The organism is Crossiella sp. CA-258035 (assembly GCF_030064675.1).
Classification (GTDB): Bacteria; Actinomycetota; Actinomycetes; order Mycobacteriales; family Pseudonocardiaceae; genus Crossiella.
Map to the genome: position 1 here is coordinate 2,762,655 of NZ_CP116413.1, position 26,205 is coordinate 2,788,859.

Below are 26,205 nucleotides of genomic sequence, written 5' to 3' on the forward strand. Positions count from 1 at the left end.
CCCTGATGGCAGGACGCCGGGCCGAGGGCACCATGGTCGTGTCAAGGCAGTTCCGCAGCACGAGGAGAATCATGAGCGAGCCCAACTCCGAGTCCACCCGTTCCGCCGCCGACTCCGTGGTCGACGCCGTTCGCGGGCTGGTCAGCGAAGGCATCAACCGTCGCGTGGTCGTGCGTGACAGCAAGGACGACGTGGTTCTGGAGGTGCCGGTGGCCATCGGCCTGGTCGCGGCGCTGGCCGCTCCGGTGGCGATGACGATCGGCGCCGGCGTCGCCCTGGTCGGCAAGTGCGGCATCAAGCTCGAGAACCGCCAGCAGCCCGGCGCCGCACCCGCGACGACGGTCGACGCCGAGCGGGTGTAGTCAGCCAAGGGCACCGCAACGACGACGGCCCCGCCCGCACCAGCCAGGCCTGGCCCCACCGAGAACCAGCGAGACCCTTGCACCGCAACGGGTCCGCCCGCTTCCGGTGGGGCTGGCACAGGCTGCCCCCGGGTGGGGCCGAACGCATGCGTGAAATCATCCTGTCGCAGCCGTACGTCAGTCAGGCGTTCTTGCCTCAGGCGGATCAAGGACTGAGCCAGGGTGGGCCCGCCCATGGTGATCGAGCCCACCACGGTGCTGATCTCGGTGCTCTCGCAGGCTGGACCTGGCAGTTTCCAGCGGCACCGACACCTCCTCGACACCTCGCCTACGCTCCTCGCCATTCTCCCGCCGGGAGAACCAGGTGAGCACGGCCACCCAGGCCACGACCAGTCCCGCCGTGGCGATCGCAACGCAGGCCGCGATCCTGCCTCGGTCATCAACAACCAGATGCACGATCACCACCGCGGCCGCCACGAGCACCGCCCCTGCGACCATCCCCACCCGCCTGCTCTGCCGCGCGGATCGGGACGGCACCACCTCGATGTTGACCACCTGAGGCTCCCAGGCGGCGGCCGGCACTGGAGTGCTGGTCTGCGTGGAGTCCTTCTCCCCGGACGTGTCCACCTCGGCGGTAACCGGTGGTGCAGCGGAGCTCTCGCGGCCCTGGTCATACAGGTCGGCCCACACCCGCATGACCTGCGTGACCGCGTGTTCGTCCAGGCCGCATGCCTTCACGAACCGACGTACCTGGTCGCTGTTTTGCGGCAAGACCGTCCGGTTGCGGTCGAGCAGGTTGTACAGCGAGGACTTCGGGATGCCCGAACGCCCGGCCAGCCGAGACCGATTGGCACCGGAGCGGTGCTGCAACGTGCGCAGCAGCGCCAAGAACTCCGCCACGGTGCTGGCCTTCAGCTCTGTCGCCGAGGTCGGCGCCTCGGCTCGGTGGGCATTCGGCCCAGGAGGGATGGCGGCACCGGCGTTGGCTCGCCTGCCCTGGAGTCGGACCTCGTCCTTGTGCAATCCGTCGCGGTTCCGAAGCGGCAGGGCGGTTCTCATCGAACCCAGGACCTCGACCAGCGTGACGCGGTCAACCCCCATCGAGGCCAACTTCTGAGCCACCGCCTCCAGTTCGATCATCTCCACCTTGTCCGGCCGGGTATCGCGCTGCCGGACGGGCAAGTACATGCTGGTCGCGATGCCGGGCCGGCCGAACAGCCTGCGCTCATGAGCGCGGAGCCACTCCCGGATTTCGGCCACCGGCACGAGGAGTTGTCCCAATTTGCTCGGCAGGATGGCCTCTGGCCCAGGACTCATGCGGATCGCACCGGAGCTGAGGCCCTGCGCGGACGGATAGCCGCCGGTCATGGTGTCTGCTCGCCACCGCTGGCCAGCGCCGCCGCCGCGGCGGTGCGTAATCGGCCCAGCACCCGCGCGCTGCCGAAGAGCGCGCCCCAGACCAGCAGCGGTGTGCCGAAAGCCCACCACAGGTCATGACCCAGGCTGTGTAGCCACGCGCCCATGCCCATGATCACGCCGAAAACCGTCACCAGCGGCATGGTCACCGGCGCGCCGACGGGGGTGGGGGGACGATCCGGCGCGGACGCCGGGTAGGGAACAACCGACCCCATGGGGCCCTCCTCAACGAGACATCATCTGACCCGTCACCACATGCGGTGACGGGTCAGACCGATCGGCCGTGAAACGAAGGCGATGCTCCCGGCAGAAACAGCGGCAACCGCTTCTTCCCGGGCGTCACGATTGGCGTGACGCGTCCAGGGTTTCAGACTCCGCGCCTCCGATCAAACGATGCGGGCAATTTGCGGCGCGTGGTCCGCCTTTCCGACGTTCTCGATTTTCCCAACGATTCCAATGGAACACCAAAACGCGCGTTCTGGGTCGCGTCAGCCTGGCATAACTCGCCGTTTCGGCAGGTAGAGGCGTTCCAGTGTTCCAACGGGACTGCCAACCGGTACACGGGACCGTAGTATGGGTTCATGGTCCCCGGTCGCGGGGGTCAGACACTCAGCGAGACCCTTGATGTAACCACCGATCGGCCAGTCAAGGACTGAACGGCCTCCTGCGGCAACGGGAGGCCGTTCCTATCTCTCAAATATCTAGACATCCCAGCTTCTAACCGTTGCCCACCGGTCGCATTGCTATTCGCGGACCCGTGCCCTGGGTGGTGAGCCGGGCGAGTCCGCCGCGGACACGGGGCCGCGCGGTCGGCTCGCACCCCGCGGCGCGCGACAGCCACCTCCGCTGCTCCTCACTCACCAGCGAGACCTCCGGGCATGTCCTGGCGCACCGCGGCCAGCGCGACGGGCGCGGGGGGCAAGGTGGGCGAGTTGTTGCCAGGCAAGTCGGACGTGACCGCCAGCCTGGTAGTGCAGGCCAAGACCATCCACGGCGGCATCCACTGCCACCACCACGTCGCGATGGGCGGCCGGTCACGCTATCGACTGGACCCCGCCGAACCGGAGCCTCGTGGTCGAGTTCACCGGAGGCGATGCGGAACTGGCCGCCCTTCAGCCCACGGGTATCACCGATCGCGGCATGCGACTGCCCGCTCTGTCCTCGACTGACATTGACCCGCATCGGCAGCGGATGGCAGCGCCCTTCCCACAACGCGATCCAGGCATGCGAAACCAAAGCATTGGCGTCGCTGCGCCGCATCGCCACCCTGGGCACTTCCGGATCACCCCGGAGCTCAAGCGCGCCGGCAACGCCCGTGAAGCCATCCGATTCATCCAGGACGCGCGCGCAGGCCGGTTTCGAGGTCGTCGACCGTATCGAGGCCCGCTGGACAGCCAACGACGAGATCCGCGAGGCCATCCTGGAACACCACACCGACATCGCCGCAGCCGTGCTCGCCAAGATTCTGGAAGAAGCGGACTCCACTTCCAGTGGCGGCCGCTTCAATCCACCGCGACGATGACCTCGGCCTCACGTGCAGCTTCGGCGAGTTACCAGCAGAAGCCAGAGGGCGCACGCGGTGATTGTAGAGCTTATGGTCCCGGCCGACGGTATGACGTCGAACCGGCAGCAGTCGGTTAAAGATGGGTACCAACGACACGGCGTCGTTTGCGAGATTCAGTCGTCAGTGCTGGCGAGCGCCGTGCGCAGTTGGGCTGCGCGCGACATTGCGATCGAACCGGGCAGCGTCTCGAGGATTGCGTGTGCTTCTCGCCAGTACTTTGTCGCCTCCTGATGGCGTCTCCACGCGTAATATGTGTCCCCGATGTCTGCCAACGTCATGGCATTGCATCGAGGGTCGTCGAATTCCTTGTAGATAGTCAGCGACTTCTGATAGCAAGTCAAGGCTTCGTCTAGTTGCCCGATTTCTTGATAGCTATGGCCGAGGTTAATCAACGTGCGGCCCTCGCCATGCTGGTCACTTACTTCGCGATGTATTTGAATGGAGTGTAGAAAGCAGTCTCGAGCCTTATCGTGCTCTCGGAGGTTCCGATAGACGATGCCGATGTCGGTCAGGGTGCGGCCTTCGCCGTGTCGGTCCCCAAGCTCCCGGCGGATACTCAGGACTTGCAGGTGACAGTCGAGTGCGTCATTGAATCGGCTGAGAGCCTGGTAGTCGGCGCCAAGTCCAGCCAAAGTGCTGGCTTCAAGGTTGCGTTTACCCAATTGCTGGCGAATTTCCAGCGCTTGGCGGTGATAATCGATCGCCTCGTCGAGTCGATCGAGGTCGCGGCAGACCGAGCCGAGGTGACTGAAGGCCCGGCTCTTGCCGAGAAGGTCGTCGATCTCATGGTAGATTTCCAGGGATTGTTGTAGGCAGACTACTGCCATCGAATTGCGCCTGATCGCGAAGGGCAGACCCGAGGTTTATCAGGGCAAAGCCCTCGCCCTGGCGGTCGCGAAGGCGGCGGGCGGCAAGCAGTGCAAGTCGATGGGTAGCTACCCAATCGGTCCAGTGCTTGCGCAGGTGGAAGTAAGGATACAGGGCGAGCGGTAAGTGCAAGGCGCAGTGACTACGGCCTGTGTTGTGTGCGAGTGTGACAGTTGTGAGGAGGTTTGGATACTCGGTGTCCAACCATTCTATGGCTTCCTTCCAGGTTGTGACTTGACCTCCCTCTTTCGCGTGCTGAGTATGCGCTCCAAAATGTCGCCCAGCTTCCTGGGTGTTGGTCAGGTAGTAATTGATCAGGCGTTCCAGCGCTGGCTCCTTGGCGGGATCTTGGGAGATTCGTTCTGTGGCATACACGCGCACCAGGTCGTGCATGCGCCAACGGCCACGAGCACTCCCTGGGAGCAGCAGGTGCGCGCGGCGCAGTTGGCCGACCAAGCGCCGGGTCTCGACGGTTGGTCGGTTCGCGAGCGCGGCGGCGGCCTCCGTGCTGATCTCCGGGCCTGGGTTGAGAGCGAGCAGGCGAAACAGCTGCGCCGGTTTCTGGCCGAGGTGTTGGTAGGACAAGTCAAATGCCGCTCGGACGCTGAGACTTCCGTCGTACTCAAGTTCTTCGAGACGGTTGTGCTCAGCAGCCAGGGCTTCGGTCAGTTCGGAGACCGGTTGGTCGGGGTCGGCGCCCAGCAGTGCCGCAGCGATGCGAACCGCGAGGGGGAGCCCTCCACACAACTGCCCAAGCCGGTCGGCGGCTCCTGGGTCGGCGCGGACACGGTCGTCCCCAGGGTGAGCAGCAACCAGTTCCTGCTGGAGCAGGTCGATTGCCTGCTCGGCCGACAACACGTCAACATCGAGAAGCCTAGCGCCGTCCAGATCGGCGAGGCTGTGCCGACTGGTTATCACGACACGGTGCCCGTCGGTGCCCGGCAAGAGCGGACGGACCCGGTCGGAACTGGAGGCGTTGTCGAGCACGATGAGCATGCGCTGGCCAGAAGCGTGACGTTGGGCGAGCCGGGACCGCCAGAGTCGTTCCCGATCGGACTGGTCGGCTGGGATGTGTTCGCTGGGAGTGCCGAGCGCACCAAGCAGGCTGGCCAACGCGGCCGATGGCAGTACCTGCCGTTCGGGCGCGTCATAGCCACGCAGGTCAACCATCAGCACGCCGCCTGGGAACCATCCGGCAGCGATCGCGTCGTGGGCGGCACGGACGGCGAGTGTGGTCTTGCCTACCCCGGCCAGGCCGGCAACGGCCGAGACAACCACAGACCCGCCAGGGGAGTTCGCTCCTGCTGGGTCGAGGGCGTTGGCCAGCCGGCCCAACTCGACACGTCGGCCGACGAAGACCGCTTGTGCCGGCAGCCCCGTGACCGCGACCGGCGTTGCAGTCGGCAGGGATACCGCGATGTCTCGGCCCTGAACCACATTTCCCATCACGGTGCCGCTGATCTCGTTTCGCGCGCCAGGCCGTTCGACCACGCGACCCAGTGTCGCAACACCATCGCCCCGATAGAACAGACTGCTGCAGGCGTCGCCCAGTTGCCCCAAGGCTGGCGGTCTCATTCGGGTGTTCGAGGGCTGGCGGGTTGGCGGGTGTCGTGCTCGCGGCGCGGTGCCTCCATGACTGTGCCGCCTTCCATCGCCATGTCTACCTGGTAACCACCTCCGAGCCCGGTCTGCACCAGTTCAGCCATTGATCTCCGCAAGCGCATCGAGGTTCGAGCCTGTTCGCGTGTCGCGGGGACGGGAGCGGCGTCCGGCACCGAGATGGCGCTGCTGCCAGCTCGTCCGGACTTGCCCCTAAAGGCTGTGGTCTACCGCGGCAAGATCCTCAATGCGCTCAGAAGGCTGCTCGACGCGGCACCAAGCCCGACTGGCCACCTCTCCCATGAGTGTTCTGCTGTTGCCGAACTCCGTGGCCTCGACCCCGCAGCAGCCGCCCGGGAACACCGCAAACTCCGGACCGCCCGGCCTCGCTGGAACGGCATCCGACTGCCTGAGCTCGGCGCAGCGCATCCCGTCCGATCGACATCGCCCCGTGGCGAGCGTGCCCTCGCAACCGACGGCACCGAGTGGTCGCGGAGGCCGCTGCCGGCGCGACCGGAACCGGTCGCCGCACTAGGCGATCCGGGTGACGTTGACCGAAGCCGCCCGGGTAGGCGGCCGCTCAACGCCAGGGAGCGCAGGAAGTTACTATTTCGCCGTACTGGGGGCTCAACGGACGGCGCCGGGTTGTCACGAACCTGATCACGGCGGTTCTCTGCAAGCGGCATCGCACGGCTGCGCGAGGCAGCTCACCGATGTGCGCCCAGCGCAGCAGCAGCGCGGCCATTCTGAATGGGGGACCGATGAACCAGCCACCACCGGCCGGAGAGTTACCACAGGAACCGGAGACGAGCGGGCTTCCCGCCGCTGAGCAGCAGCCTCCCACAGCGGAAGAACCCACCACACCAGGCGCCGGCCCTCAGCCACCACCACCCGCACCCGCACCCGCCGCGCAGCCGGCCCCCGCCCGGCCGCGCAGGCGCCTCTGGTGGATCGCCGCCGCTGTCGTGGTCGTCCTGGTGGCGGCAGCGGGTGTCACCTGGTGGACGTGGCCCTCGGGGATGAGCGCGGTGCCGGGCACGGTGCAGGCCAGCGTTCTGCCGGCCGAAGACGTCAGCAAGGCGCTCGGGCAGACCTTGCAGTCCCAGAACGGCATCAGCGAACCACCACCGGCGCTGACCGCCGACCCGCTGGAGTGCGCGGTGGCGGTCGGCCCGGCCACCCGGGCCGTCTACGCCGACGGCTGGACGAGTTTCGGGTCGGTGACCTACCAGGACTCCGATACCCAAGCCGACCACACCGTCACCCAGGTGATCGGCCTGTACCCCAGCAGCGACCACGCCCGCCAGGTCTTCGCCACCTTGACCAACGGCATCGCTAACTGTCCCACCGCGGTGCGGGCAGGCGGGGCGGCAAGCCAGCGCGCCTCCCAGTGGACCTACGAACTCCACGCCGCCACCGCGGAGGCGGTGAGCTGGGTCGCGACCCAGGACGCCGGCGACGGCTGGGCCTGCCACCGGCAGGCACGGCTGAAAGAGCGCGCCGTGCTCCAGGTCGCGGTCTGCCAGGCCGGTGACAGCCGTCAGGTCGCGGCCACGATCGCCGACCAGCTCGTCAGCAGAGTGAGTGGGTGAGGATGAAGCGCCGCAGTTCCCGCACCGTGCTGTTCTTCAAGCGTGCCTTGGCCGTCCTCTCCGTGGCCGTGCTGGTTCTCCTGCCCGGCGCGGCAGTGGCGGCCGCCGACACCGCCGTGCTGGCGCCCCCTCGCCCTGGCGGGATGGACCTCGTCGGCCAGCTCGACCCCAAGTTCCTCGCTGAGCTCAAGGCGATCGAGGCAAAGGTGCTCCGGGAGCAGGAGCAAGGCCGGCAGCTGACCCAGCAGAAGCAAGCCGAAGAAGCCAAGATCCAGGCCCACAACCAGAAATCCGCCGCGGTCCAGCAGAAAGCGGCTGGCTGGAACGGCAAGGCCGCCGCGCTGAACCAGCAGGTCGCGGCCCTGCAGGTGCGGATCAACGCGCACAACGCCAAGCCGAACACCTTCCGGCTGCCCCAGCAGCAAGCGGCGTACGCGGCCTACAACGCCGAAGCCGCCCAGCTCCGGTCCGAGCAGAGCCAGATGCAGGCCCGGCAGAGCGCACTCAACGCCGAGAAGGCCGCCACCACCGCTGAGCAGAACCAGGTAGCCAGCGAGGGACAGCAGCTCGAGCAGGGGAAACAGCAGCTCAACCAGCGGATCACGGCCCACAACAACGGGATCGCCACCCTGCAGTCCCAGATGCGGAACCTGCTCGAACAGGCTGCTGCCGCGCTCCAGCAGGCCGCGACGGCGCCGCAGAACGACGGCCCAGCAGCCGATCTGGCGGCTGGCGGTGATCAAGGACGGCCCGCGAAGGTGTCCGCGGACACCGGGCGGGCCGGCAACGACGGCGGTGACCCCAGCTCTCCGAAAGCCGTCCGCGACGCCCTGACCCAGTACGGCGAAGCCAATGGCGTCACCGTCCATCCGCAGCCGGTGCGGGTGCTGCTCACCCCCGGCACGGTGAAGCGACTCACGCCGGACAAGGCGGCGGGGCTGTCCCCCCACCGTTCCTACGACGGCCTGATCTTGAACCCGGGCGGCACGTTCACCGCGCTGGAGGTCGTGGCTCCCGGATCCTCGCCGGATCCCGTGTCCCAGGCGATCAACGCCGGCGGGCAGGCCACCGCCTTCGTGGACGGAAGGATGCTCAACATCATCCGGGTCCAGAGCGTGCCCGGTGGCCGTCCCACCGGGCGACGGCCCGAAAAGCGGGTCGACTGCGGCCCGCAGGGCTGGGACCGGATCCAGAACACCGATGCCAGCAACGGACACCGCGCCCAGGGGATCACCGCGTGCCTGAACCGCGGGTACCTGGCCAGCCACACCGGCACCCCGGCCAGTGCGCAGCCGCCCGGCTACCAGTGGGCGCAGAGCTTCGCCACCAGCAAGGGCCTGAGCCAGACCCGCAACATCAACGCCTGCCACCTGCTCGGCAAGCAGCTCGGCGGGTCCGGCAGCGACCTGCGTAACCTCTCGCCCTGCGCACGCAGCGCCAACGCCAGTCAGCGAGATTCGCAGCAGTACCGGTTCAACCACATGGCTATCTGGGAGAACCAGATAAAGGCTGTGATCGACTCCGGCGACGCGCAGGTGTTGTACAGCGTGACTCCCCGGTACTCGGGCAACAGAACGGTCCCCACGAGCTACCACATGACGGTGCAGGGCACCTATCCCGACGGGACCCCGGCACTCAGCCTCAACGCCATCGTGCCGAACATGCTTTCCAACGGGTACAACCTGGGCACCCAGACAGACGCGGGCACACCGGTCCCCACCGCCGGAATGCCGTGACCGGGGCGAAGGAGCACTGAATGAGCTCGGCAGCCGATGTGGACATCCTGATGCGGCTCATGCCACCGCCGCCCACCGGCGGGCCACACCTCGACTGGGCGGAGATCGCCCGGTCGTGGCAACGGCCGTTCCCGCCCGACTACCAGCGATTCATCCAGGCCTACGGCGCCGGGACGGTTGAGGACTTCCTGGAGGTCGTCCCCCCACAGCCGAAGGCGCCTCTGCACGAGGCCGGCTGGGACGGCATGGTCCACGAGACGGGCAACGCGGAGGACACCTGGGACATGGCGTTCAAGTCCCCCGAGCTGGCAGGGACGTCCCCGTCGCTGATCACCTGGGCAGCCTCCAGCGGTGCGGACATGTTCTGCTGGGACGCCACCGCGACGGATCCGGCGGAGTGGCCGGTGCTGGTGTTCGACCGTGGCGAAGGCAAGTTCAGCCGCTACGACTGCGGCATGGCCGAGTTCCTCACCCGCACGCTGCGGGCCGATTTCCCCACCAGTCCCCTGGACGGGAACACCGTCCTGTGGGGCAGGGGAACGGCGACCTGGAAGCAGCTGTGACATCCAGCCACTGCTGTCGCGGCGACTGATGCGAACGGAAGCGGCGGGCTGGCCGACGGTGCACGTGTCCAGCGTGCCGTGAAGCGCGACATGCTGCCCAAATGGTCCCCAACAACGAGCTGTCTAGATCGACTACCGCGATCTTGCAGAGCAACGAGAAAGCCCCGCTGACCTGGCTTGACGCCAGTTTCAGCGGGGCTTTCTCAGACCGTCGGGACGACAGGATTTGAACCTGCGACCCCTTGACCCCCAGGACGTTGGGGTGCCCGCAAGCTGGCAAAACAGACCTCTCCTTGATTGCTGCTGAACTCCTCAACCTGCCGGTTTCGCTGGTGTTGCTGTAGCCGTGGTCCACAGTTGGTCCACAGCTGCCCCGATGACATTGCGTCAAGCGCGCGTCTCTCGCCAGGCTGACTGCGCGGCCAGTGTTCGCAGCACTCCGGCTGGAGCGGCAGAAGTCCGGAGCCTGCTCGGTGGTCTAGAAGGTGACTGTGTCCCCCACGAGTGGACATGACAACAACTCCAGCCGACACTACCTCTGTGGCGCTATCTGACATCTCAAGCGACAAGCTCCGCGCCTTGGCTGATGAGGTGGATGCGGCAGCGTCTCTGTTGCGACACGGACAGAACGTGTTGAAGGCGTACAGGTTCGCCGCTCATGACGCAGACACAGTCTTCGTCTGCCTAGCCGGCGGTGTCGAGAAACTCTTGAAACTCAGCGCGGGTATGAGGTCGCTGCACGACACAGGGAGATGGCCGTCGAGGGAAGTGATGAAGGACGAATGGGGACACAACATCGTTGAGCTTGACCGATACGTCCGCGCGCTCGTGGGTCAGCATCGATGCGACAGCACTGTTCCCGGTCTCATAGCCGAGCTGCTAGCGACTGTCGACGCCGACCCGCATATCAAGAAGATCCTCAGTACGCTCGGTGCCTATGCCCAGGGCGGGCGATTCTACAATCTCGATCATCTCGCCTCTGCGCCGCAGCCACACACGTCACCGCGAGAACTGTGGGAAGAACTTCACCGAGGGCTCGTCAACGACCACCCCGAGTTGCTGAATAAGTTGGCCTCACCCGGCACATCGAAAGAGGCGCGCGCGGCACTGAACGACTACATCATCAACTCGTTCGCCGGTTGGCAAGAGCTGATCACTCGTGCATGGCGGACAGGGGTGCTCGGCCAAGAAGCGAAGCGATGGGCACCACAGCTAATGCCGCCAAGGCGCTGTTGACGTCGACGAACGTGGGCTTTCCGCGATCAATTCGTTAGAGATCGCGCCATCGCTTTTCCTAGTTCGTCGCGCAAGGTGGCCGCGCTCCACTGGTGAGGCATGGCCTCGCGGTAGTCGACACCGCAGAGGTACCTGCCGACAGGCTGGAACGGGGCCTTTATCCGTGTTCTGAACCACCAGCGCCTCTGGCCGATCACGTCACTGGTACGCACAGGGGACAGCAAATGATCACCGGCCACGCTCACGTACACCCGTTCGGTCGTCGTGCCGTCAGAGTCACTCTTGACGAGGTCGAGTTCCCAGACGCGCCGGAGCACGGTGGGGGTAGCTGCCAAGGTGCTTGTGGCGCGCCAGGAGCCAACAGTGCTCAGCCGGTACGTCTCGTACGTCCAACCCTCGTAGACCGCGGTGTCGTATTGCGGGATCGAAGGCTTCCCGAGTTCGCGACTGCGGCGAGCGAAGTCGCTGACGAGTCCAGCGATGTGTGCGTGCGCGGCGACTTCGCTCGCCTCTCGCTCAATGTGCCATCGAGCGGCCTGGGTCTGCTCATCGGCGTGCCGCCGCAGATGGTCATCAAGATTCACGAAGTACCTCCTACCCACAGTGTCGCGATCTCGGCGTTGTTCGTTTCGGGTGCAGGCGGTTCAATGACACCTCCCTGGGTAACAACTTGGCGGTGGTGCAGCCCCGATGACTTCCGTCGAGCGGACCACAAGGGTGTGATGGGTCGATGACGATGCCGTCGGAGCACCAAGTATTAGCCAAGTGGGGTGAGATCGGGAAGCTGGCCGAAAAGTTGGTCGCCAGGTCGAGCACCCCAGACGGGTTTTCTATCCGACCGAGCAGTGCATTGGCCGGAGACGACAGGCACAGCAGTCCGTTTCAGGTCTCCCATGCGGTGAAGACAAGCATCACCTCGGCGGTGGATCACCTGCATGCCTTGTGTGCCTTGGTGTTGCGTGCACAGGTACTGCACATTGCTGCTCCGGCCACGCTGGCACGGGGTGCTCTGGAGTGCGCCGCGACCGCGGTTTGGATCGCCAGCCCGGCCTCGCGGGATGAACGACTCACTCGGACCCTGCAGTGGCAGGTCAAGAACATCAAGGATGGTGACCAGGCTGCCACCAGTGCCGGGATTGCTGTGCCGACTCCACTTGAGGACCGCCTCGACAAGGTGAAGAACGTCGCTGCGGTCCGGCGTCTGCAGTACGTCCCGACGATCAAGAAGGGTTACACGAGCACCGAGGCGGTTAAGGCAGCCGAGATGTACCTTCCGTGGCAGTTAGGTGTTCTGCTGCCGTGGAGGCTGGCGTCCGGATTCGCCCACGGGCGTTCGTGGGCCATGTTGAGCTACGGCAACGTGGTTCAGACGAGCCCCACTGCCGACCCGACCGTGCAGAACCTGGTGGTGGAAAACGACCTCGGCCGTGCCTTGTTCCTCGGCTTGGCCGCAGCGCATACCGTCAAGGGCGCCGTGGAGGTGTACGAGCAGCGCGGTAGTGCGCCCTGACGTTTGCATCTAGACCGACAACCGCGTGGTCGCAGAGGCGACGTCGGCGACCCGGCTTCAGTAGTCACCTACCCACGGGTACGAGCGCGCTCCGGCGTGGCCGCAGGCGGCTCGCGCCCTTGACACCGCTGTGGCCGAGGCCGCCGAGCATGCCTGTGCCGTTCGCAGCAAGTTAGAGATCCGGCCACCCGATCGCGGCTGACCAGTCGGCTGCGCGACCTGGAATCACCACGTAGCGTGATGGCCGCTCGTCACGTAAGGTGACTGCCATGGTTCGGCTGCGGGGGCGGCCGACATGGACGGTCCGGGGGGACTGTGTGCGATGGATGATCGTTCAGGGCGTCGTCAGCGCCGTGTGGAAGGTGGTTCGCCGAAGCGGATCAACTGCCGGACCACCGAGCCGACCTATGACCGGCTCCACGCGCTCGCGAAGGCCGCAGGGCTGTCCCTGCCGAACTACCTGATCCAGTCCGGCCTGCGAGACCGGCCCGGTGCGTGGTCTCTTCGGCAGCAGCGCTGGTGGGCCGAACAGCTTGAAGTGGTCGAAGTCCGGCTGATCCGGATCGGCACCAACCTGAACCAGATGGCGACCGCGGCCAACGCGACCGGCGAGCTCCCCGAGGGGCTTTCCGGAGCCTTGGCCTACTTCAACGAGACCCTGGCCAGGCACCAAGCGGTGCTCGACGCGATCGCGCCGGCGGGAACGCGAGCGGCATGATCGCCAAGGCGCCCGAGAACGGGAAGCGCGGTAGCCACACCTACGGGCTGCTGCGTTACCTGTTCTCGCCGGGCAAGGCCAACGAGCACACCAACCCGCACCTGGTGGCCGCCTGGGACCCGGAGTGGCTGAGCGGCGGGCGGTTCGCCGACCGGGTTGGCCGGCGCGGGGGAGTAGCAACGCTCGCCCGGCAGGTCGACGCGGCAATGACCGGCCACGAGGTCGAAGTGCCCGGCGGCCACGTCTACCACGTGGTGCTCGCGGTGCCCCGCGTTGACGGGGTGCTCGGCGACGAGACCTGGCGCGAGCTCGCCGAGTCCGCGATCGAGCACATGGGCCTGGGGCCGGACCGGAGCGGCTCCGGTGGTTGCCGGTGGGTCGCGGTGCACCACGGGCTGTCGGCCGAGGGCAACGACCACGTGCACCTGCTCGTCAACCTCGTTCGCGGGGACGGGCGGATCGCGAGCACCTACCGGGACTGGCCGCGGTGGCGAGCCTGGTGCCTGGAGGCTGAGGAGCGGCTAGACCTGACCCGGACCGCGCCGGCGGGTTCTGGCCGGAAGGCCACCTCCCGGGCGGAGCTGCAGCGGGCCAAGCGGCGAGGCGGTCAAACCGACCGCGAGTGACTCACCGCGCTCGTTCACACCGCGGCCGCCCAGGCCGGCAGCGAGCACGAGTTCTTGGACCTGGTGAAGGCCGTTGACGTTCGCGTCGCACCGCGGGTCGTCGCTGAGAAGGTGGTCGGCTACAAGGTGGCGCTGGAACCAGTCGGCGCTGCAACGGAGCCGTTCTGGCTAGCCGGATCCAGTCTTCGTCGCGACCTGTCATTGCCGCGGTTGCGCGAACGTTGGGGACCGCCTACCTCCGCGTGGGAAGCGTTCGAGGTGCGGATCTGGTCGGGCGAGGTGGAGCGTGGCTACGAGGCGGCCGCGCCGCACAACTACTGGCGGTCGGTGATGAAGGCGTTGGAGGGCGCGGACATCGAACTTAGGGACTGCCTGGGCCTGCCAGGCCCGGAACGTTGGCACCGGGTGGCCGCGCAGCTGGCGGACATGACCGCGGTGCTGGTGCGGTTCGAGCCGCTGGACACACAGCTGCGCCGAGCACATGAGCAGCTTGCCCGCGCGGCGCAACTCCCTCGCGTGCGCATCCGGGAGGCGGGCCATAAACGGGCTATCGTGCTCCCGCTGCTTGTGCGCGCGACCAGGATGGCAGCGGTTGCGAAGAGCCCGACGCCGATGGTGTTCGTCGGCGTGCTGCTACTGGTGTACGGCTTGATCCGGGCGCTGATGGCGATGGCCGACCGGTATCAGCTTCGAGCCTCTGCTCGGCAGCAGGTCGCGAGCGCAGTGCAGGCGCTGGCGGCGCATCCAAAGATCCAGGAGGAGGCCGCAAGGCCGTCCGTGTCCGGGGAGAACGCGGACGAGACAGCACCCGACTTCAGCAGCGTCAGGCCCACCGTGCGCGCTGCACGTGAGGACCCCCGGCCGGCACCTGCCGGTGTCGGCCGGGCTTCCCAGCGCGCGGGGCCGACAGTTCGGCCCCCGGCAGCGGCCTCGGCCCGCCGAACTCAAGCGCGTTGAACCCTCTGGGGGGCAAGATGAATGCCGAAGACAGGCAGCTGGATGACGGAGTGGATCGCGATTTCGTCCCGGCGCAGCGCGGGATACCAGATCAAGTGGCTGCACAGCGTGAGCCAGGTGTGAGCAGCGTACGTGAGTCGATGGACAAGATTGAAGGCCTCTTGGCCACCGTCCTCGCTCTCGCGGAGTCCGAGCGGAAATAGCCGGACGCGAGCCGGATCGTGGCGAGGTCGTCGAGGGGAGCGATGGCCTCGCCACGGGCGCGGAGAATCCGCAGCGTACGGACGTCGGCGACAAGCTGACTGCCTGTTTCCGAACCCTAGGTTCGTTGTGTGGTAACAGTATCCAGCCTGGATCATGAGGTAATAGCAGGTAGAGGCATGTCTGGGTCCGCTGTTGCGGAACAGCGGTGCCTGCGGAGATCGGCCGTGGGCACCGCGCGGTTCTAGCCTGGCCGTCGTGGCCAGCACGAACAGCCAGGGCGGCACACCGCGCCGGTGCCCGGCGTGCGGCCGGGCGCTGCGGCGGGTCTGCCCGGAGTGCAGGACGAGCTGGCTGGACGGCATCGAGCACTGCGCCGGGGCGCGCTTCTGCTCACCACACCGCACCGAAAGCGCACCACGCGGCCAGCGAGCCTGACCTGGCTGGCAAGCCACCCCGCAGCAGGCCGAACCCGCTGCACACCGGCGCGGCCGCCTACCGCTTAACTCGGGCCCGGATGGCCAGCGCCGCCAAAGCCAGCAGCAACGGACCGAGTGCACGGCCGGCCATGACCGTCCACGTCCCCGCTGCGGTGAGGCGCTGATCGGTATCGCGGAAGATCACCGAGCCGAGAACGATGCGGATCGCCTTCCCTGCCCGCTCGGCCGTCCACCGCTGATCCGGCGGCGGCGGCACCGCGGGCACGGGCCTGACCTCCAGCGTGATCGGCTGTGGCCGCTCAGCCACAGCCGCCGGGATCGCACCGGTCACCTGCTGCACCGCGGCCTCTTGCGGCAGGCCGTAGGTGGTCAGCAGGACGAACAGCACACCGATGGTCGCGGCCAGCATGCCCAGCGCGCGGCTGGCCCGCTGCCCGTACCCGGAGATCAGTCAGTAGGCGGTCAGCAACGCCCGCTCGGCACGCCCGGTGGAGGGAGCGTGCCGGCGCGCTTCCATCTCGCCGTAGTAGAAGTCCCCGGCCCCGGCCTCGTTCTTGCCGTCCTCGAAGGCCTTGCGCAGCGACCGGTACACCACCGCCAGCCGCTCCGGACCCACTGGCGGGCCCTCGACACCGTCAAGATCGGGGAGGGCCTTGGTCCAGCCGCCGGACTTGCGCCGTCTGGCGCGCCAAGGGTGTTCCTCGGCCAGCACGCGCCGGGAGGTCCATCGCCACACTGGCGGCCAGGCCAGGCCGGTCTGCCAGCCGGGTGGCCGGTTGAACGGACTACGGCCTTCCAGGCGCAGTTTGTCCAGCTGGTGGGCTCCGGTGAAGCGGCACCACCGCAGATCCACATCGGCCAGCGTTAGCTGCGAGACATCGGTCTCCTGCACCGACAGCAGCTGAGGAACCCACAGCTCAAGACCAGCACCGCGACGGCCGGACACACTCACCGGGTCGGCTCCGTCCCGCTCAGCCACCCACGCGCTGACCTGTTCGCGCTCCGCTGCCACGGTCCAGCCCGCATGGCCGAATGGTGCTGGCGCGCCGCTCAACGAGGAGGGCGCACCGAAGAACGTGCCCTGCATATCGATCATCGCGTACCGCACGCGGAGCTCAACCCCGTCTTCAAACCGCGTGCCATTGACCCAAATCTTGCCCGCCTCCACTTCAACGATGGCTCGTTTGGCAAAGGACGCATTCAACGAGAGCGTGCTCGCCACCAGCGGTCCGATCTGGGTGCTCCCGTTGAACTCCGCGTCGTCGAACTCGGCGTCCCCGCCGAACTTCACGCTGTCGAACCAGGTTTCCCCGCCGAACTTCGCGTCGTCGAACCGGGCGTACCCGCCGAAGTTCGCGCCGCCGAACCCGGCCTGCCCGCCGAAGTTCGCGCTGCCGAACCGGGCCAGCCCGCCGAAGTTCGCGCCGTCGAACCGGGCGTGCCCGCCGAAGTTCGCGCCGTCGAACCCGGCCAGCCCGCCGAAGTTCGCGTCGTCGAACCGGGCGTACCCGCCGAAGTTCGCATGGTCGAACCGGGTGTGCCCGCCGAACTCCGTGCCGTCGAACCGGGCGTCCCCGCCGAACTCCGTGCCGAAGAACCGGAAGACGGGGAGGGCGAGGTCGTTAGAAGTGGCAGTGCCGGTGTGCTGTGGGTCGTCACCGGAGAAGAAGCAGTGTCGGAAATCCGCACGGCCAAAGCGAGGAAAGGAGCGGGGCGGATCCTCACCTTCGGACATGCCCGCCAACAGCCGCTGCAGAAGCCCCGGGGTCAGAGTCGTGCCGCGAAGGTCCACATCAGCCCCAGGAGCGAACCGGCCAAGTGCGGTGTCAAGATGGTCGCCAGCCAGGTGCGCAAGGCACTGCTCGATCCCCTCAATCCGCCGACCGGAGCACCGTCCCGCATCCTCGGTGCAGGTAGGCCAGTCGGGAACGAAACGAGGCCTGGCGTTGGTGGTGTCATCGGGCATTGGGCAGTTCTAGGCCAGCACCGTCACGACCGGGAGTGCCCCACACCCCGAATCCCAAAGTCACCCCCAATGGTGCAGCGCGGGTTGACCTTCGCGAAAGCGGCCCAGTCATCGGTGGTTCGCGACGCTCCAGGAATGCAAACAGCTTCTGAGCAGTCACCAGTTCTGCCCGAGCACCGGTTGCCAGGGAAGCCACGTCGCCTGGTGCATTGGCAGGCCAGCCCGTCGAAGGTGCTCCACCACGCGCGGGTCGTCGTCGACGACAACCGCGATCTCGTGATCCGCGGCGAGCTGCCGGATCCGTTCGAGCTTGACGAGGCGGGCCGGGCGCTTGTCGTCGGCTTCCTGCATCGCCAGGCGCCCCGAAGGCAGTCCGTGGCGATCCAGCCAGCTCTCGGTCACACCTCGAAGACGCTCGGGACGTCCGGTGAGCCAGACGATCTCGTGTTCATTGGCGAGCTGACGAGCAAGCGCGGCCCCGTCCGGCAGCAGTGGGTCGTCGGCAGCGGCGTCGAAGAAGTCCGCCCACCGGGTAGGCGAGTCGCTGTTCAGAAGCGGCAGACGGTGCTGGACATCGGCCACGGTTCCGTCGATGTCCAGCACCGCCAGCCGCCTGGTCATCCGGCGTTCGCCAACTTCTCGGTGAACAGGGACTCGGAGTCGATGAGCTGGCGCCGGCCGATGAACCGGCCGGCGACCAGGAGCCCGGCGTCGTGCGCCTCCTGCCCGGCATGGCTGAACACGGCGTCGCGCACGATCCACGGAGCCAGGCCCCGCTCGAACGCGTCGCAGGCCGTCTTCAGCACGCAGGACTCGGTCGCGATGCCGCAGATGACGATGTTCTCCCAGCCGTACTTCTCGACGGTCGCGGCACCGTCCTCGGTGAACAGGGAGTAGATCGGCTTGTCGATCGTCTTGACCGCCCGGCTCGCTGCAGGCACCAGCTCCGCCACGATGTCGGTTTCCGGAGCCTGCTGCATCCGGGACCAGTTGATCAGTCGCTCGTAGGGTGATCCGGGGTAGTTGAGGAACCTGGTGAACAGGGTCGCCCCGCCGACCTCTTCCCAGCGCCGGACCAGGTCGACCACGTGCGGCACGACCGGCGCCGACTTGCTCGACACGAACCCGTACTGCATGTCGACGACGACCAGCACGCTCTTGGCGAGATCCACCTGCTCATCCTCCGTCCGTATCGCGCAACAGCTCCAGCGCGGTTGTGAGGTGCTTCTCCAACTCGCTCGTCTCCAGCACGGCGGCACGCATGGACGCGTACTGCGCCGTTTCCTGCGGCCGGGCGATGGTCAGCCGCGACCGTGCCGCCCGAAGCCAGCGCCAGCCGAACTCGACGGGGACAACGGGGTCCTTGCCCCGCTCGACCTGCTCGTGCACATGGTGGCAGTAGCACCACAACGCCTGGACGAGCAGTTCGCATTCCACCAGGTCGCTCGGCCTCAAGGCTCGGCTCGGCGCGAGCGGGAAGTAGCTCACCCCGGCCCAGCTCGCGCAGCCGATCGACAAGCCCCTGACCCCGAAGTCGTCGATGCGGCCGTCGTGGAATCCGTCGCGGAGCAGGTGCTGCTCGACCAGTTGGGCGTGGTGGAGGGAAGGCCCTTCCACGGTGTCGCCCCGGTCCAGCAGGACTCTCGGCATGCTGAGCATCCGCATCGCGGTTTCCAGTTCACTGCCCGTCCACAGTGGATGGTGGAGCCAGTAGGCCGACAGCACGTAGTGGGCGATGGGGAGAGCAGAACTCGTGATGGTCCGCAGTCGATCAGTCACCCATGCTCGCGTGTCGCGATGCGTCTGCCGACGCCACATCGCCAGGCTGGCGATGTTCGGAATTCCCAACGGCTCGACAATGTGGAAAACCACCACGCCCCAGGGAAATGCGTAGATCGCCCCGCTGCCATTCGGTGGGATGACTTTCCCGGAGTGGCACTCGGTCCACTGCACCGACGACGGTTGCAGTCCTTCGCCTTCAATGACCCGCTTGGTCAGCTCCTGGCCGAGATACACCGGAACGAACTTGTGGCTTGTCAGGTCACAGTCACCGGAATCGGCCGTGCCTGCAACGAGGCTGCCGAACAGTTCGTGCGCGGTCGCGCCGTAGGCCTCGCAGTACAGCTGGACGTACAGCTCGTCCTTCACAAGCGAGCGGCCGGTCTCGTGGCGATAGATCGCTTTCTCCATCGCAGCCAGCGGTGGCGTTCGGAGATCGAGGCGGCGACCGATGTCCTCAAATTCCTTGGCCAGCCTCGGCCGTCCCCAACCTCGCCTCTCTCGCTCGGCCACCAGCACCAGGTTCGGCGTCGGCGGCTTGCCTGCCCCCGTTTGCCCGGCGTCCATGGACATCTCTGGTGTCCCCCTGTGTCCTCGCTGTCGTCTGTTCGCTCTGTCCTCTTTGGTCGATTCTCAGATCATGCGAGCAACTACCGAATCAACTACCGCAGCTGGCCCCGCCGGTTCGTCGGGCGCCGGCGGCTCAACGGTGCCAGTGCGGTGCCAGGCCTGGCGATGTCACCGCGGTTCATCGGGCCGGGTTTCCTTGCCTGCAGCGGAATCGCTTTGGATCGCGGCCTTCAAGGCGCGCAGTTCTACGAGCTCGGCCTCGTGGCGCTCCACGATGTCCCGCAGGTTCTTGAACTCCGCCACTACGGCACGAAGCGTGGGGACCATCAGATCGCTCCCGGCCGCTTCGCCCGGGTCTTTCCCTTCCAGGACCAGCGACAGGTGGTCGCTCGGCCATTCGAGCGCCTCGGACATCGCGGCCAACGTCCGCTTGGGACGGTCCCGCGAAGTCAGATTGAGCTGCAACTCTCGGACGGTCTGCAGGGCCAGACCCGAACGCGCCTTCACCTCAGCCTGTTTCAGGCCAAGTTCCTCCATCCGGGTGGTGATGGCCCTCGAGACGGCAGCCCAGTCCTTCGCCATGCAACCTCCTGACCTGCTGAGTTCAGTACTAACGCTAGCGCGTCGCTAGCGTCCTGGCGCTCCTGAGGTCCCCGCTTAGCTTGACGGTGCTAGTTTTAGCGCTAATCTCAGCACTAGCAATAGTTGCTGGTGTCGCTGACACAGCCACAGACAGCAGAAAGCCCTGGTGACGCGGACAAGGCGTCACCAGGGCACACATCGAAGCTTGGGAGCCAAGATGCAGGACAACGCTACTCCCCGGATGTTCCGGGTGAAGGCCGTGGCCGAGCAGCTGGACGTCTCGGTCGCCACGATCTACCGAGCCATCGAGAACGGTGAGCTCTGCGCGGTCCGGATGGGCACGGGTAAGGGCGCGCTGCGCATCCCCGAGGACGCCATCGCCGAGTACATCAAGAGGTGCAAGCAGGCCGCGGCCACCGCCATGTCGGAGCCGAAGGCGGTGGCGTGATGACCGCCGAGGAACGCCTCCAGCGCGGCAGCGAGTTGTGGCGGCTGCTGGGTCAGCTGCGGGCCGAGGACTTCGGCGGGCACGCCGAGTGCGCCGGAACCGATCCCGAGTTGTTCTTCCCGTCCACCACCTTCGAGGGCCGGACCTTGGCCAGCGAGACCGAGAGGGTCGAGCAGGCCAAGGCGATCTGCGGCCGGTGCGAGATCGCCGAGTCGTGCCGGGACTTCGCCGTCCGCACCGGGCAGCGGGGGATCTGGGGTGGCACCGACGAGCTGGACCGCGCCGAGCTCCGCCAGGCGCAGCCTGCGGTGGTGCCGGTGTCCGAGCTTCCGGCGGTGGCGTGATGCTGACCGTGACCTTGTGCGTGATCGCATCCTGCGACACCTGCTTCGCCCAGCCGAACATCACCTCCGGCAAGAACCACTTCGACACCGAGTCCGCCGCGCTGGCCACGCTGGCGAAGTTGGGTTGGTGGGCCACCGCGACCGGTGCGCTGCTGTGCCCGGCGTGTGCGATGGACGCCGCGGAGCGGCTGTGCCAGCAGCGCGGGCACTTGTGGGCGCCGTGGCGTCCGTGCTGGTGCCACGGCAAGTCCCTGCCCCACACCACGCCGGGTCGCCCGGCGGTGTGCGGGGGCGAGCTGCGCTGGTGCGCCCGCTGTCAACACGGTGAAACTCGCTTCCCGGGCACGGGCACCAAGGCGGTGGCCTGATGAAGCGCCCGGCCACGGCCCGCCACGTGGTGGCGGAGGCGGGCAAGCGCCTGCTGCACGCCGTCACCGGCGTGCTGAGCATGCTGTGGCTGCTGGTCGTGATCGTGGTGCTGTGCTCGCTGCCCGCGGCGCTGATCGCGGTGGTGGGCTGGCTGATCGCCCCGCAGTCCTGGCACATCGCGGTCGTGCTGGCCGCCGTGCTGGTGGAGTACCTGGCTCTCAAGCAGGTCCTCTTCGGGGCGTGGCGCCCGGAGCGGGTCGTCGCGGCGGCGCCGCGGACCCGGCGCGCCCGGGTTCGGGAAGGCGGCAGGCGATGACCTCCCCGTTCCGTGGTGCCTTCGCCCCGCTGCGCTGGCTGAGCCAGCTGGTGGCCATGTCCATCGTCCCGGTCGGGCTGTTCCTGCTCGCCTACTGGCTGCTCGATCGCACCGGGATGCCCTTCTGGCTGGTCGCGGTGACCGTCGGGTTGTACGAGATGTTCGTGCTGTGGGCCTGGTGCACCGCGGTGGCCGGCCAGCTGCGCTCGCTGGCTCGCGGCCCGCACGTCATCCGCACCCACACCCGCCGTCCCCGGCGCCGCCGCAACATCGGTGAGGAGGAGCTGTGAGCATCTACGTCGACTACAAGGCCCAGCGCACCACCGCGGCCGCCAACGCCGCCGTGCAGGTGGCCGAGGCCAAGCTCCGCCAGGCCCAGGTCCAGGCCCAGATCGAGCAGGACACCCGCGACCGCAAGGCCGCCCGCGAGGCCGCGGCCGCGCAGCAGCGGTGGCTGGCCAAGCAGGCTCGCCGCCAGGCCCGCCGCGCCACCCTGGCGCGGGTGCTGGCCGGGCTGCGGCAGGGAGTGGCGGCCAACCTGGGGTTCCTGCTCGGGCTGATCGCGATGGGCGCGCCGATCGTGCTGGCCTGGACCGGGCAGGGCGAGGCCGCGATGAACACCCTGGGCTTCGGCGTGCTGGGCCTGTTGATGCCGGTGGCGGTGGAGGGCGGGGCCTGGTACCTGGCCTTCCTGACCCACCAGGCCCTGCTCGCCGGGCGCCCGACCGGGTTGCTGCGGGTGGCGACCTGGGTGTTCGCGCTCATCGCCGCCGGGCTGAACCTGGGGCACGGGCTGGCCGAGGCCAACCCGACCAAGGGCATCGGTCTGGCGCTGTGCTCGCTGTTCGGTCCGGCGCTGTGGGAGCTGACCGTCATCTCCCGCCAGCGTGCCCTGGCCGGCCGTTCCGGGGCGCAGATCCGCACCGCGCTGTGGCGCCGTCTGCGCTACCCGCGGCTGTCATGGGCCGCGGCCAGCATCGCCGCCGCCCGGGGTGAGGGGGTTACCCCCGAAGCCGCGTGGGAAGCGGCGTGGATGGACCGTTTCGGGGTCGGCCCGGCCGCGTCGCGGCGGGACCGGCGGCTGGGCAAGGCGATCGTGAAGGCCAGCCGTAAGGCCGACCGTAAGGCCGCCCGCAGCGGGGCGTTCATGATCGTGGGCGGGGTCATCCTCCGCGCCGACATGGCCACGCTGGCCGAGCTGTCCACGGTGGACTCCGGTACGGGTTACCCCGCCATCGTCCAGCAAGAACTCTCCCCGGCCGCTGCCGATCTGCTGGCCCGGACCCGGGAGGCGATCACGGTGGGGGAGCTGCCGGTAACCCCCTCGGCCAAGGCCATCTAGAAGCACCTCGGCGGGGGCATGGACCTGGCCCGCGAGGTCCGCGACATCCTCGCCGCCGAAGGCCCGGAGGTAACCCCGCACCCGGCGTACGCCCCGCGCCCGGCCATCGCCTGAACCACCGCACCACCTTCGTCCATTCCGGACACCACACCCGCATCACCGACCCGTGAGGGGACAGCCATGCCCGAAACCACCACCACCACCACCGAGATCCCGCACCCGCGCCAGCTGCTGAACTTGGCCGCCGCAGCCCTGGAAGGCTTGCGCGACAACATCGCTTACCACCCGCAGGTGCGCCGCCAGGCCAGCCTCTACAACGACCTCGCCGAGCTGGTGTGGCACTGGAGTCCGGAACCGGGGCTGGTCGCCGAGGTCGTGAAGCTGCTGGTCGGCCACCCCCACAACTGGCGGGTGATCTTCGCCGACGACGTCGACAGGCGCCTGGCCCTGGCCGAGAGCTACCTCCAGCTGGCCCGCACCTCCGCGCTGTTCAACTCCCGCTCCTGACCCACCGTCCACTGTGTACTGAAAGGACCTGATTCCCTTGACTGGCAAGCCTTTCACCCTCGGCGACGTCGAGCTGTTCTCGGCTTCGTCACTGCGGGACTACTGCAACAACGCCCGGCTGCTGATCCGCCCGCTGCACCACGAACTGCTCATCGCCTCCGAGGAGCTCCAGGCCGCCCTCTCCGAGGTCCCCGGCGGGCACTGGGCCGCGATGGGCGTGGACCAGAAGGTGCGGGCGCGGCTGGTGGCCAAGCACCTGCGTCACGCCGCCGAGGGCGTGGAACTGGTGAGCGCCAACGTGGTCCGCACCTACCTGAGCTACCGCAAGCACTTCCAGCCCGGCGTCCCCCCGGCCCGCAGGAGGCCGGTGTTCGACCACGACGACCGCCCCGACGGCTACGCCGCCTAACCCCCTCCTCTCCGGTCCCTCCGGGCCGGTGACCTGGATGAATCCGCAGAAAGGAGCAGCAAGATGAGCAGGAAGAAGAACTGGGCCCGCGGCGGGTTCACCAGCGTCACCGGCCTGAACGAGGCCGACCGCTCCCGCGCGGCGGCCTACCTGCCGCCGTGGGCGGCCGGGCTGGGCCTGTACCCGGCCTCGCTGATCTCCCACTACGCCGCCTCCGCCCCGGAGGCGCTGCCGTGGGTCTCGGCCGGGATGGCCCTGGCCGGCGGTGCGCTGACCGGGGTGACCTGGCTGGCTGCCTCGGCTCGTGCGCAGGTCACGCGCATCCACAGCACGCTGACCACCGGGCTGGCCAGCCTGTGGTTCACCTCCGCGACCATCGCCGATCCCACCGAGCCGGTGCTGTGGGGCTCCTGGGCCATCGCGGCCCCCGCGGTGGCGCTGTCCTGGAACATCCGCCACCTGCTCCGCAACAGCGGCAGTGAAACCGCTGGTGGGGGCCTGTTCGAGAAGGTCAAGCTGGCCGGGGTGCAGGCCCGCCAGATCGAGGTCGCGCCGGGCCGGGTCACCGCCCAGCTGCAGCTCCCGGCCGGGGAGATGACCGTGGCCGACGTGCAGGGCGCGACCGGGCAGATGGCCTCGGCCATGCGCCTGCCGGGCAACTCCGTGCGCATCGCCCCGGACCCCGATGACGCCTCCCAGGCGAAGATGACCATCGTCCCGGTCGACCTGCTGCGCCACCCCCGCCCCTACCCCGGCCCGTCGGCCCCGGGCGGATCGATCACCGAGGCGCTGGTGGTCGGCACCTACGAGGACGGCCAGCCGCAGTGCCTCTACCTGCCCGGATGCAAGGCCACCCGCCGCAACGCCACCCACGTGATCGTGCAGGGCATGAACGGCAGCGGCAAAAGCCACGGGGCGAAGTTGTGCTGGACGGAGATCCTCACCCGCCGCGACGTCAACCTGGTGGTGATGGACCCCTCCAAGGGCGAGCAGACCGTGGGGTTCCTCGGCGAGCACACCCCGGTGGTGATCGGGCAGAACAAGTGCGCCGACCTGATCACCCGCATCACGGACCTGATCACCGAACGAGCCACTGACCTGGGCCGATGGGGCTATGACCAGTGGACCCCGGAGGTCTATGCCAAGCACGGCATGCCGTATCTGGTGATCTGGGTCGAAGAAGCCCCGCGTGTGCTGGAGGACGCCAAGACCCTGGCCCGTATCGCCCAGGAAGCCCGCTCGGCCGGCATCTCCCTGGTGCTGTCGCTGCAGAAGGCCAGCTTCCGGCAGATGCCCACCGATGTCCGCTCCCAGCTGGGTGCGGTGTGGTGCTTCGGGGTGAACAGCATCGAAGACGCCGCCTTCACCCTCTCCGACGAGCTGATCGAGGCCGGGGCCAACCCCGCGGCCTGGAAGAACCGCAAGCCCGGCGCCAACTACCTGGAAGCCCCCGGCATCGAGGAGGAGCGCTTCACCGTCCCGGGCAGGACGTTCGACGGCCAGGACGACGAGCTCGCCCAGGTCATCGCCGCCACCGCACACCTGCGCGCCCCGCTGCACCCGGCCGTGGCCCGCCACCTGGGCCTGTCCACCCCCATCCCCGGCGCCGCCGGTGCCGCAAAACAGCAGGGAGGAGCCTTGTCGGCCACCTTCACCCCCAGCCTGGACCCCCTCGACCGCGAGCTCAGCGACGCGGAGGAGAACACCCCGCTGACCGGCCCGGCCAACCACGAACCCGACCTGGAGGTCGACCTGGACGCCGAGCTGCCCGAAGCCGACGAGACCCCGTTCGGCCGGCCGCGCCCGACCAAGCAGGAGGTCCGCAAGTTCATGGCCGACCGCATCACCCAGCTGGTCAAGGAGGGCAAGACCCGGATCACCACGCGGGACTTCCCCGACCCGGAGCGCTACCTGGGCCGCACCCGCGGCTGGGTCTCCGGGGAGCTGGCTCGCCTGGCCGCCCAGGGCCAGCTGCGCGAGATCGGCGAGGACAACCGCGCCGTCGTCTACGAGATCCCCACCCGCGACGCTCACGCAGCGTAGCGCGCAGCGGGCGGGCGGGCACGTAGCTGACGTCAGACGTCAGACGCGCCCGCACCCCCGCCCAAGGCGCGCGCGTGCGCGGGCGCGCGCGATACGAGTTTCATAACAGTGTTTTGACGTCAGGCCGGACCACCCCGGCCCGA

Annotated in this window: 31 protein-coding genes; 20 read left to right on the plus strand and 11 right to left on the minus strand. The window is 67.8% G+C overall.

Annotated features, from left to right (window positions below; translation table 11 throughout):
- The first annotated feature begins 71 nt into the window (after positions 1-71).
- Entirely contained in the window at positions 72-362 is a 291-nt protein-coding gene (locus N8J89_RS12670) for a DUF4342 domain-containing protein (protein ID WP_283664532.1), read from the plus strand.
- 177 nt (positions 363-539) lie between these two features.
- Here N8J89_RS12670 and N8J89_RS12675 read toward each other — a convergent pair whose 3' ends face one another.
- Together N8J89_RS12675 and N8J89_RS12680 are read right to left on the minus strand one after the other, a co-directional pair.
- Positions 540-1,730, minus strand: a complete 1,191-nt coding sequence (locus N8J89_RS12675; protein WP_283664533.1) for a helix-turn-helix domain-containing protein — start codon at positions 1,728-1,730, stop codon at positions 540-542.
- Positions 1,727-1,993: a hypothetical protein gene (locus N8J89_RS12680; RefSeq protein ID WP_283664534.1), complete on the minus strand. Its 267-nt coding sequence runs from the start codon at positions 1,991-1,993 to the stop codon at positions 1,727-1,729. Before N8J89_RS12680 ends, N8J89_RS12675 begins: the two co-directional genes overlap by 4 nt.
- A 956-nt stretch (positions 1,994-2,949) precedes the next feature.
- Between N8J89_RS12680 and N8J89_RS12685 the strand changes: the two genes are divergently transcribed.
- The gene (locus N8J89_RS12685) at positions 2,950-3,300 is read left to right on the plus strand and encodes a DUF5915 domain-containing protein (protein WP_283664535.1); all 351 of its coding nucleotides are present in this window, start codon (positions 2,950-2,952) and stop codon (positions 3,298-3,300) included.
- 155 nt (positions 3,301-3,455) lie between these two features.
- Here the strand turns inward: N8J89_RS12685 and N8J89_RS12690 are convergent, their stop codons facing one another.
- Both N8J89_RS12690 and N8J89_RS12695 read right to left on the minus strand, forming a co-directional pair.
- Positions 3,456-4,169, minus strand: a complete 714-nt coding sequence (locus N8J89_RS12690; RefSeq protein ID WP_283664536.1) for a tetratricopeptide repeat protein — start codon at positions 4,167-4,169, stop codon at positions 3,456-3,458.
- On the minus strand, positions 4,126-5,700 hold the full coding sequence (locus tag N8J89_RS12695; RefSeq protein WP_283664537.1) for an ATP-binding protein: 1,575 nt from the start codon (positions 5,698-5,700) through the stop codon (positions 4,126-4,128). Before N8J89_RS12695 ends, N8J89_RS12690 begins: the two co-directional genes overlap by 44 nt.
- Positions 5,701-6,785: 1,085 nt before the next feature.
- Here N8J89_RS12695 and N8J89_RS12700 point away from each other — a divergent pair.
- The 4 genes from N8J89_RS12700 (at position 6,786) to N8J89_RS12715 (ending at position 10,935) form a co-directional block, all read left to right on the plus strand.
- A complete protein-coding gene (locus tag N8J89_RS12700) occupies positions 6,786-7,400 on the plus strand; it encodes a sensor domain-containing protein (RefSeq protein ID WP_283664538.1) in 615 nt (204 codons plus the stop codon).
- A gap of 2 nt (positions 7,401-7,402) precedes the next feature.
- The gene (locus N8J89_RS12705; protein WP_283666151.1) at positions 7,403-9,136 is read left to right on the plus strand and encodes a DNA/RNA non-specific endonuclease; all 1,734 of its coding nucleotides are present in this window, start codon (positions 7,403-7,405) and stop codon (positions 9,134-9,136) included.
- Positions 9,137-9,156: 20 nt separating this feature from the next.
- On the plus strand, positions 9,157-9,699 hold the full coding sequence (locus tag N8J89_RS12710; RefSeq protein ID WP_283664539.1) for an SMI1/KNR4 family protein: 543 nt from the start codon (positions 9,157-9,159) through the stop codon (positions 9,697-9,699).
- Between the two features lie 540 nt (positions 9,700-10,239).
- On the plus strand, positions 10,240-10,935 hold the full coding sequence (locus N8J89_RS12715) for a hypothetical protein (protein ID WP_283664540.1): 696 nt from the start codon (positions 10,240-10,242) through the stop codon (positions 10,933-10,935).
- 26 nt (positions 10,936-10,961) lie between these two features.
- Here N8J89_RS12715 and N8J89_RS12720 read toward each other — a convergent pair whose 3' ends face one another.
- Positions 10,962-11,519 (minus strand): hypothetical protein, encoded by a 558-nt coding sequence (locus tag N8J89_RS12720; RefSeq protein ID WP_283664541.1) that lies wholly within the window; start codon positions 11,517-11,519, stop codon positions 10,962-10,964.
- A 146-nt stretch (positions 11,520-11,665) separates the two neighbouring features.
- On the opposite strand from N8J89_RS12720, the gene N8J89_RS12725 reads away from it, so the two are divergent.
- From N8J89_RS12725 to N8J89_RS12745, 5 genes are all read left to right on the plus strand, one after another.
- Entirely contained in the window at positions 11,666-12,445 is a 780-nt protein-coding gene (locus N8J89_RS12725; RefSeq protein WP_283664542.1) for a hypothetical protein, read from the plus strand.
- Between the two features lie 322 nt (positions 12,446-12,767).
- Positions 12,768-13,163 (plus strand): plasmid mobilization protein, encoded by a 396-nt coding sequence (locus N8J89_RS12730; RefSeq protein WP_283664543.1) that lies wholly within the window; start codon positions 12,768-12,770, stop codon positions 13,161-13,163.
- Entirely contained in the window at positions 13,160-13,789 is a 630-nt protein-coding gene (locus N8J89_RS12735) for a relaxase/mobilization nuclease domain-containing protein (protein ID WP_283664544.1), read from the plus strand. The genes N8J89_RS12730 and N8J89_RS12735 overlap by 4 nt, the downstream gene beginning before the upstream one ends.
- 54 nt (positions 13,790-13,843) lie before the next feature.
- A complete protein-coding gene (locus tag N8J89_RS12740) occupies positions 13,844-14,746 on the plus strand; it encodes a hypothetical protein (protein WP_283664545.1) in 903 nt (300 codons plus the stop codon).
- A gap of 459 nt (positions 14,747-15,205) precedes the next feature.
- On the plus strand, positions 15,206-15,385 hold the full coding sequence (locus N8J89_RS12745; RefSeq protein ID WP_283664546.1) for a hypothetical protein: 180 nt from the start codon (positions 15,206-15,208) through the stop codon (positions 15,383-15,385).
- A 57-nt stretch (positions 15,386-15,442) separates the two neighbouring features.
- On the opposite strand, the gene N8J89_RS12750 is transcribed toward N8J89_RS12745, so the two are convergent.
- The 6 genes from N8J89_RS12750 to N8J89_RS12775 form a co-directional block, all read right to left on the minus strand.
- On the minus strand, positions 15,443-15,796 hold the full coding sequence (locus N8J89_RS12750; RefSeq protein WP_283664547.1) for a hypothetical protein: 354 nt from the start codon (positions 15,794-15,796) through the stop codon (positions 15,443-15,445).
- A 42-nt stretch (positions 15,797-15,838) separates the two neighbouring features.
- Entirely contained in the window at positions 15,839-17,353 is a 1,515-nt protein-coding gene (locus N8J89_RS12755; protein ID WP_283664548.1) for a pentapeptide repeat-containing protein, read from the minus strand.
- A 156-nt stretch (positions 17,354-17,509) separates the two neighbouring features.
- Positions 17,510-17,974 carry a phosphatase domain-containing protein gene (locus N8J89_RS12760; protein ID WP_283664549.1) on the minus strand — a complete coding sequence of 155 codons (465 nt, stop codon included), beginning with the start codon at positions 17,972-17,974 and terminating at the stop codon, positions 17,510-17,512.
- Positions 17,971-18,525 (minus strand): cysteine hydrolase family protein, encoded by a 555-nt coding sequence (locus N8J89_RS12765; protein WP_283664550.1) that lies wholly within the window; start codon positions 18,523-18,525, stop codon positions 17,971-17,973. The genes N8J89_RS12760 and N8J89_RS12765 overlap by 4 nt, the downstream gene beginning before the upstream one ends.
- A 4-nt stretch (positions 18,526-18,529) precedes the next feature.
- Entirely contained in the window at positions 18,530-19,705 is a 1,176-nt protein-coding gene (locus N8J89_RS12770) for a hypothetical protein (RefSeq protein WP_283664551.1), read from the minus strand.
- Positions 19,706-19,870: 165 nt separating this feature from the next.
- Positions 19,871-20,284 carry an XRE family transcriptional regulator gene (locus N8J89_RS12775; protein WP_283664552.1) on the minus strand — a complete coding sequence of 138 codons (414 nt, stop codon included), beginning with the start codon at positions 20,282-20,284 and terminating at the stop codon, positions 19,871-19,873.
- A 217-nt stretch (positions 20,285-20,501) separates the two neighbouring features.
- Here N8J89_RS12775 and N8J89_RS12780 point away from each other — a divergent pair, with 217 nt between their 5' ends.
- From N8J89_RS12780 to N8J89_RS12820, 9 genes are all read left to right on the plus strand, one after another.
- On the plus strand, positions 20,502-20,732 hold the full coding sequence (locus tag N8J89_RS12780; RefSeq protein WP_283664553.1) for a helix-turn-helix domain-containing protein: 231 nt from the start codon (positions 20,502-20,504) through the stop codon (positions 20,730-20,732).
- Entirely contained in the window at positions 20,732-21,076 is a 345-nt protein-coding gene (locus N8J89_RS12785; protein WP_283664554.1) for a WhiB family transcriptional regulator, read from the plus strand. Before N8J89_RS12780 ends, N8J89_RS12785 begins: the two co-directional genes overlap by 1 nt.
- Complete coding sequence (locus N8J89_RS12790) at positions 21,076-21,444, plus strand: hypothetical protein (RefSeq protein WP_283664555.1); 369 nt, start codon at positions 21,076-21,078, stop codon at positions 21,442-21,444. The genes N8J89_RS12785 and N8J89_RS12790 overlap by 1 nt, the downstream gene beginning before the upstream one ends.
- On the plus strand, positions 21,444-21,761 hold the full coding sequence (locus N8J89_RS12795; RefSeq protein ID WP_283664556.1) for a hypothetical protein: 318 nt from the start codon (positions 21,444-21,446) through the stop codon (positions 21,759-21,761). The genes N8J89_RS12790 and N8J89_RS12795 overlap by 1 nt, the downstream gene beginning before the upstream one ends.
- The gene (locus N8J89_RS12800; RefSeq protein ID WP_283664557.1) at positions 21,758-22,051 is read left to right on the plus strand and encodes a hypothetical protein; all 294 of its coding nucleotides are present in this window, start codon (positions 21,758-21,760) and stop codon (positions 22,049-22,051) included. Before N8J89_RS12795 ends, N8J89_RS12800 begins: the two co-directional genes overlap by 4 nt.
- Entirely contained in the window at positions 22,048-23,103 is a 1,056-nt protein-coding gene (locus N8J89_RS12805; RefSeq protein ID WP_283664558.1) for a DUF2637 domain-containing protein, read from the plus strand. Before N8J89_RS12800 ends, N8J89_RS12805 begins: the two co-directional genes overlap by 4 nt.
- Positions 23,104-23,283: 180 nt before the next feature.
- Complete coding sequence (locus N8J89_RS12810; RefSeq protein ID WP_283664559.1) at positions 23,284-23,610, plus strand: hypothetical protein; 327 nt, start codon at positions 23,284-23,286, stop codon at positions 23,608-23,610.
- A 37-nt stretch (positions 23,611-23,647) separates the two neighbouring features.
- Positions 23,648-24,019: a TraA-like protein gene (locus N8J89_RS12815; protein WP_283664560.1), complete on the plus strand. Its 372-nt coding sequence runs from the start codon at positions 23,648-23,650 to the stop codon at positions 24,017-24,019.
- A 63-nt stretch (positions 24,020-24,082) separates the two neighbouring features.
- Positions 24,083-26,062 (plus strand): FtsK/SpoIIIE domain-containing protein, encoded by a 1,980-nt coding sequence (locus N8J89_RS12820; RefSeq protein ID WP_283664561.1) that lies wholly within the window; start codon positions 24,083-24,085, stop codon positions 26,060-26,062.
- The last annotated feature ends 143 nt before the right edge of the window (positions 26,063-26,205 follow it).

Coding starts and splice junctions, on each gene's coding strand:
- N8J89_RS12760 (WP_283664549.1), bottom strand. CDS start 17,974: ATGACCAGGCGGCTGGCGGTGCTGGACATCGACGGAACCGTGGCCGAT.
- N8J89_RS12800 (WP_283664557.1), top strand. CDS start 21,758: ATGACCTCCCCGTTCCGTGGTGCCTTCGCCCCGCTGCGCTGGCTGAGC.
- N8J89_RS12820 (WP_283664561.1), top strand. CDS start 24,083: ATGAGCAGGAAGAAGAACTGGGCCCGCGGCGGGTTCACCAGCGTCACC.
- N8J89_RS12755 (WP_283664548.1), bottom strand. CDS start 17,353: ATGCCCGATGACACCACCAACGCCAGGCCTCGTTTCGTTCCCGACTGG.
- N8J89_RS12705 (WP_283666151.1), top strand. CDS start 7,403: ATGAAGCGCCGCAGTTCCCGCACCGTGCTGTTCTTCAAGCGTGCCTTG.
- N8J89_RS12810 (WP_283664559.1), top strand. CDS start 23,284: ATGCCCGAAACCACCACCACCACCACCGAGATCCCGCACCCGCGCCAG.
- N8J89_RS12785 (WP_283664554.1), top strand. CDS start 20,732: ATGACCGCCGAGGAACGCCTCCAGCGCGGCAGCGAGTTGTGGCGGCTG.
- N8J89_RS12675 (WP_283664533.1), bottom strand. CDS start 1,730: ATGACCGGCGGCTATCCGTCCGCGCAGGGCCTCAGCTCCGGTGCGATC.
- N8J89_RS12680 (WP_283664534.1), bottom strand. CDS start 1,993: ATGGGGTCGGTTGTTCCCTACCCGGCGTCCGCGCCGGATCGTCCCCCC.
- N8J89_RS12725 (WP_283664542.1), top strand. CDS start 11,666: ATGACGATGCCGTCGGAGCACCAAGTATTAGCCAAGTGGGGTGAGATC.
- N8J89_RS12790 (WP_283664555.1), top strand. CDS start 21,076: ATGCTGACCGTGACCTTGTGCGTGATCGCATCCTGCGACACCTGCTTC.
- N8J89_RS12730 (WP_283664543.1), top strand. CDS start 12,768: ATGGATGATCGTTCAGGGCGTCGTCAGCGCCGTGTGGAAGGTGGTTCG.
- N8J89_RS12735 (WP_283664544.1), top strand. CDS start 13,160: ATGATCGCCAAGGCGCCCGAGAACGGGAAGCGCGGTAGCCACACCTAC.
- N8J89_RS12670 (WP_283664532.1), top strand. CDS start 72: ATGAGCGAGCCCAACTCCGAGTCCACCCGTTCCGCCGCCGACTCCGTG.
- N8J89_RS12750 (WP_283664547.1), bottom strand. CDS start 15,796: ATGCTGGCCGCGACCATCGGTGTGCTGTTCGTCCTGCTGACCACCTAC.
- N8J89_RS12690 (WP_283664536.1), bottom strand. CDS start 4,169: ATGGCAGTAGTCTGCCTACAACAATCCCTGGAAATCTACCATGAGATC.
- N8J89_RS12710 (WP_283664539.1), top strand. CDS start 9,157: ATGAGCTCGGCAGCCGATGTGGACATCCTGATGCGGCTCATGCCACCG.
- N8J89_RS12795 (WP_283664556.1), top strand. CDS start 21,444: ATGAAGCGCCCGGCCACGGCCCGCCACGTGGTGGCGGAGGCGGGCAAG.
- N8J89_RS12780 (WP_283664553.1), top strand. CDS start 20,502: ATGCAGGACAACGCTACTCCCCGGATGTTCCGGGTGAAGGCCGTGGCC.
- N8J89_RS12770 (WP_283664551.1), bottom strand. CDS start 19,705: ATGTCCATGGACGCCGGGCAAACGGGGGCAGGCAAGCCGCCGACGCCG.
- N8J89_RS12775 (WP_283664552.1), bottom strand. CDS start 20,284: ATGGCGAAGGACTGGGCTGCCGTCTCGAGGGCCATCACCACCCGGATG.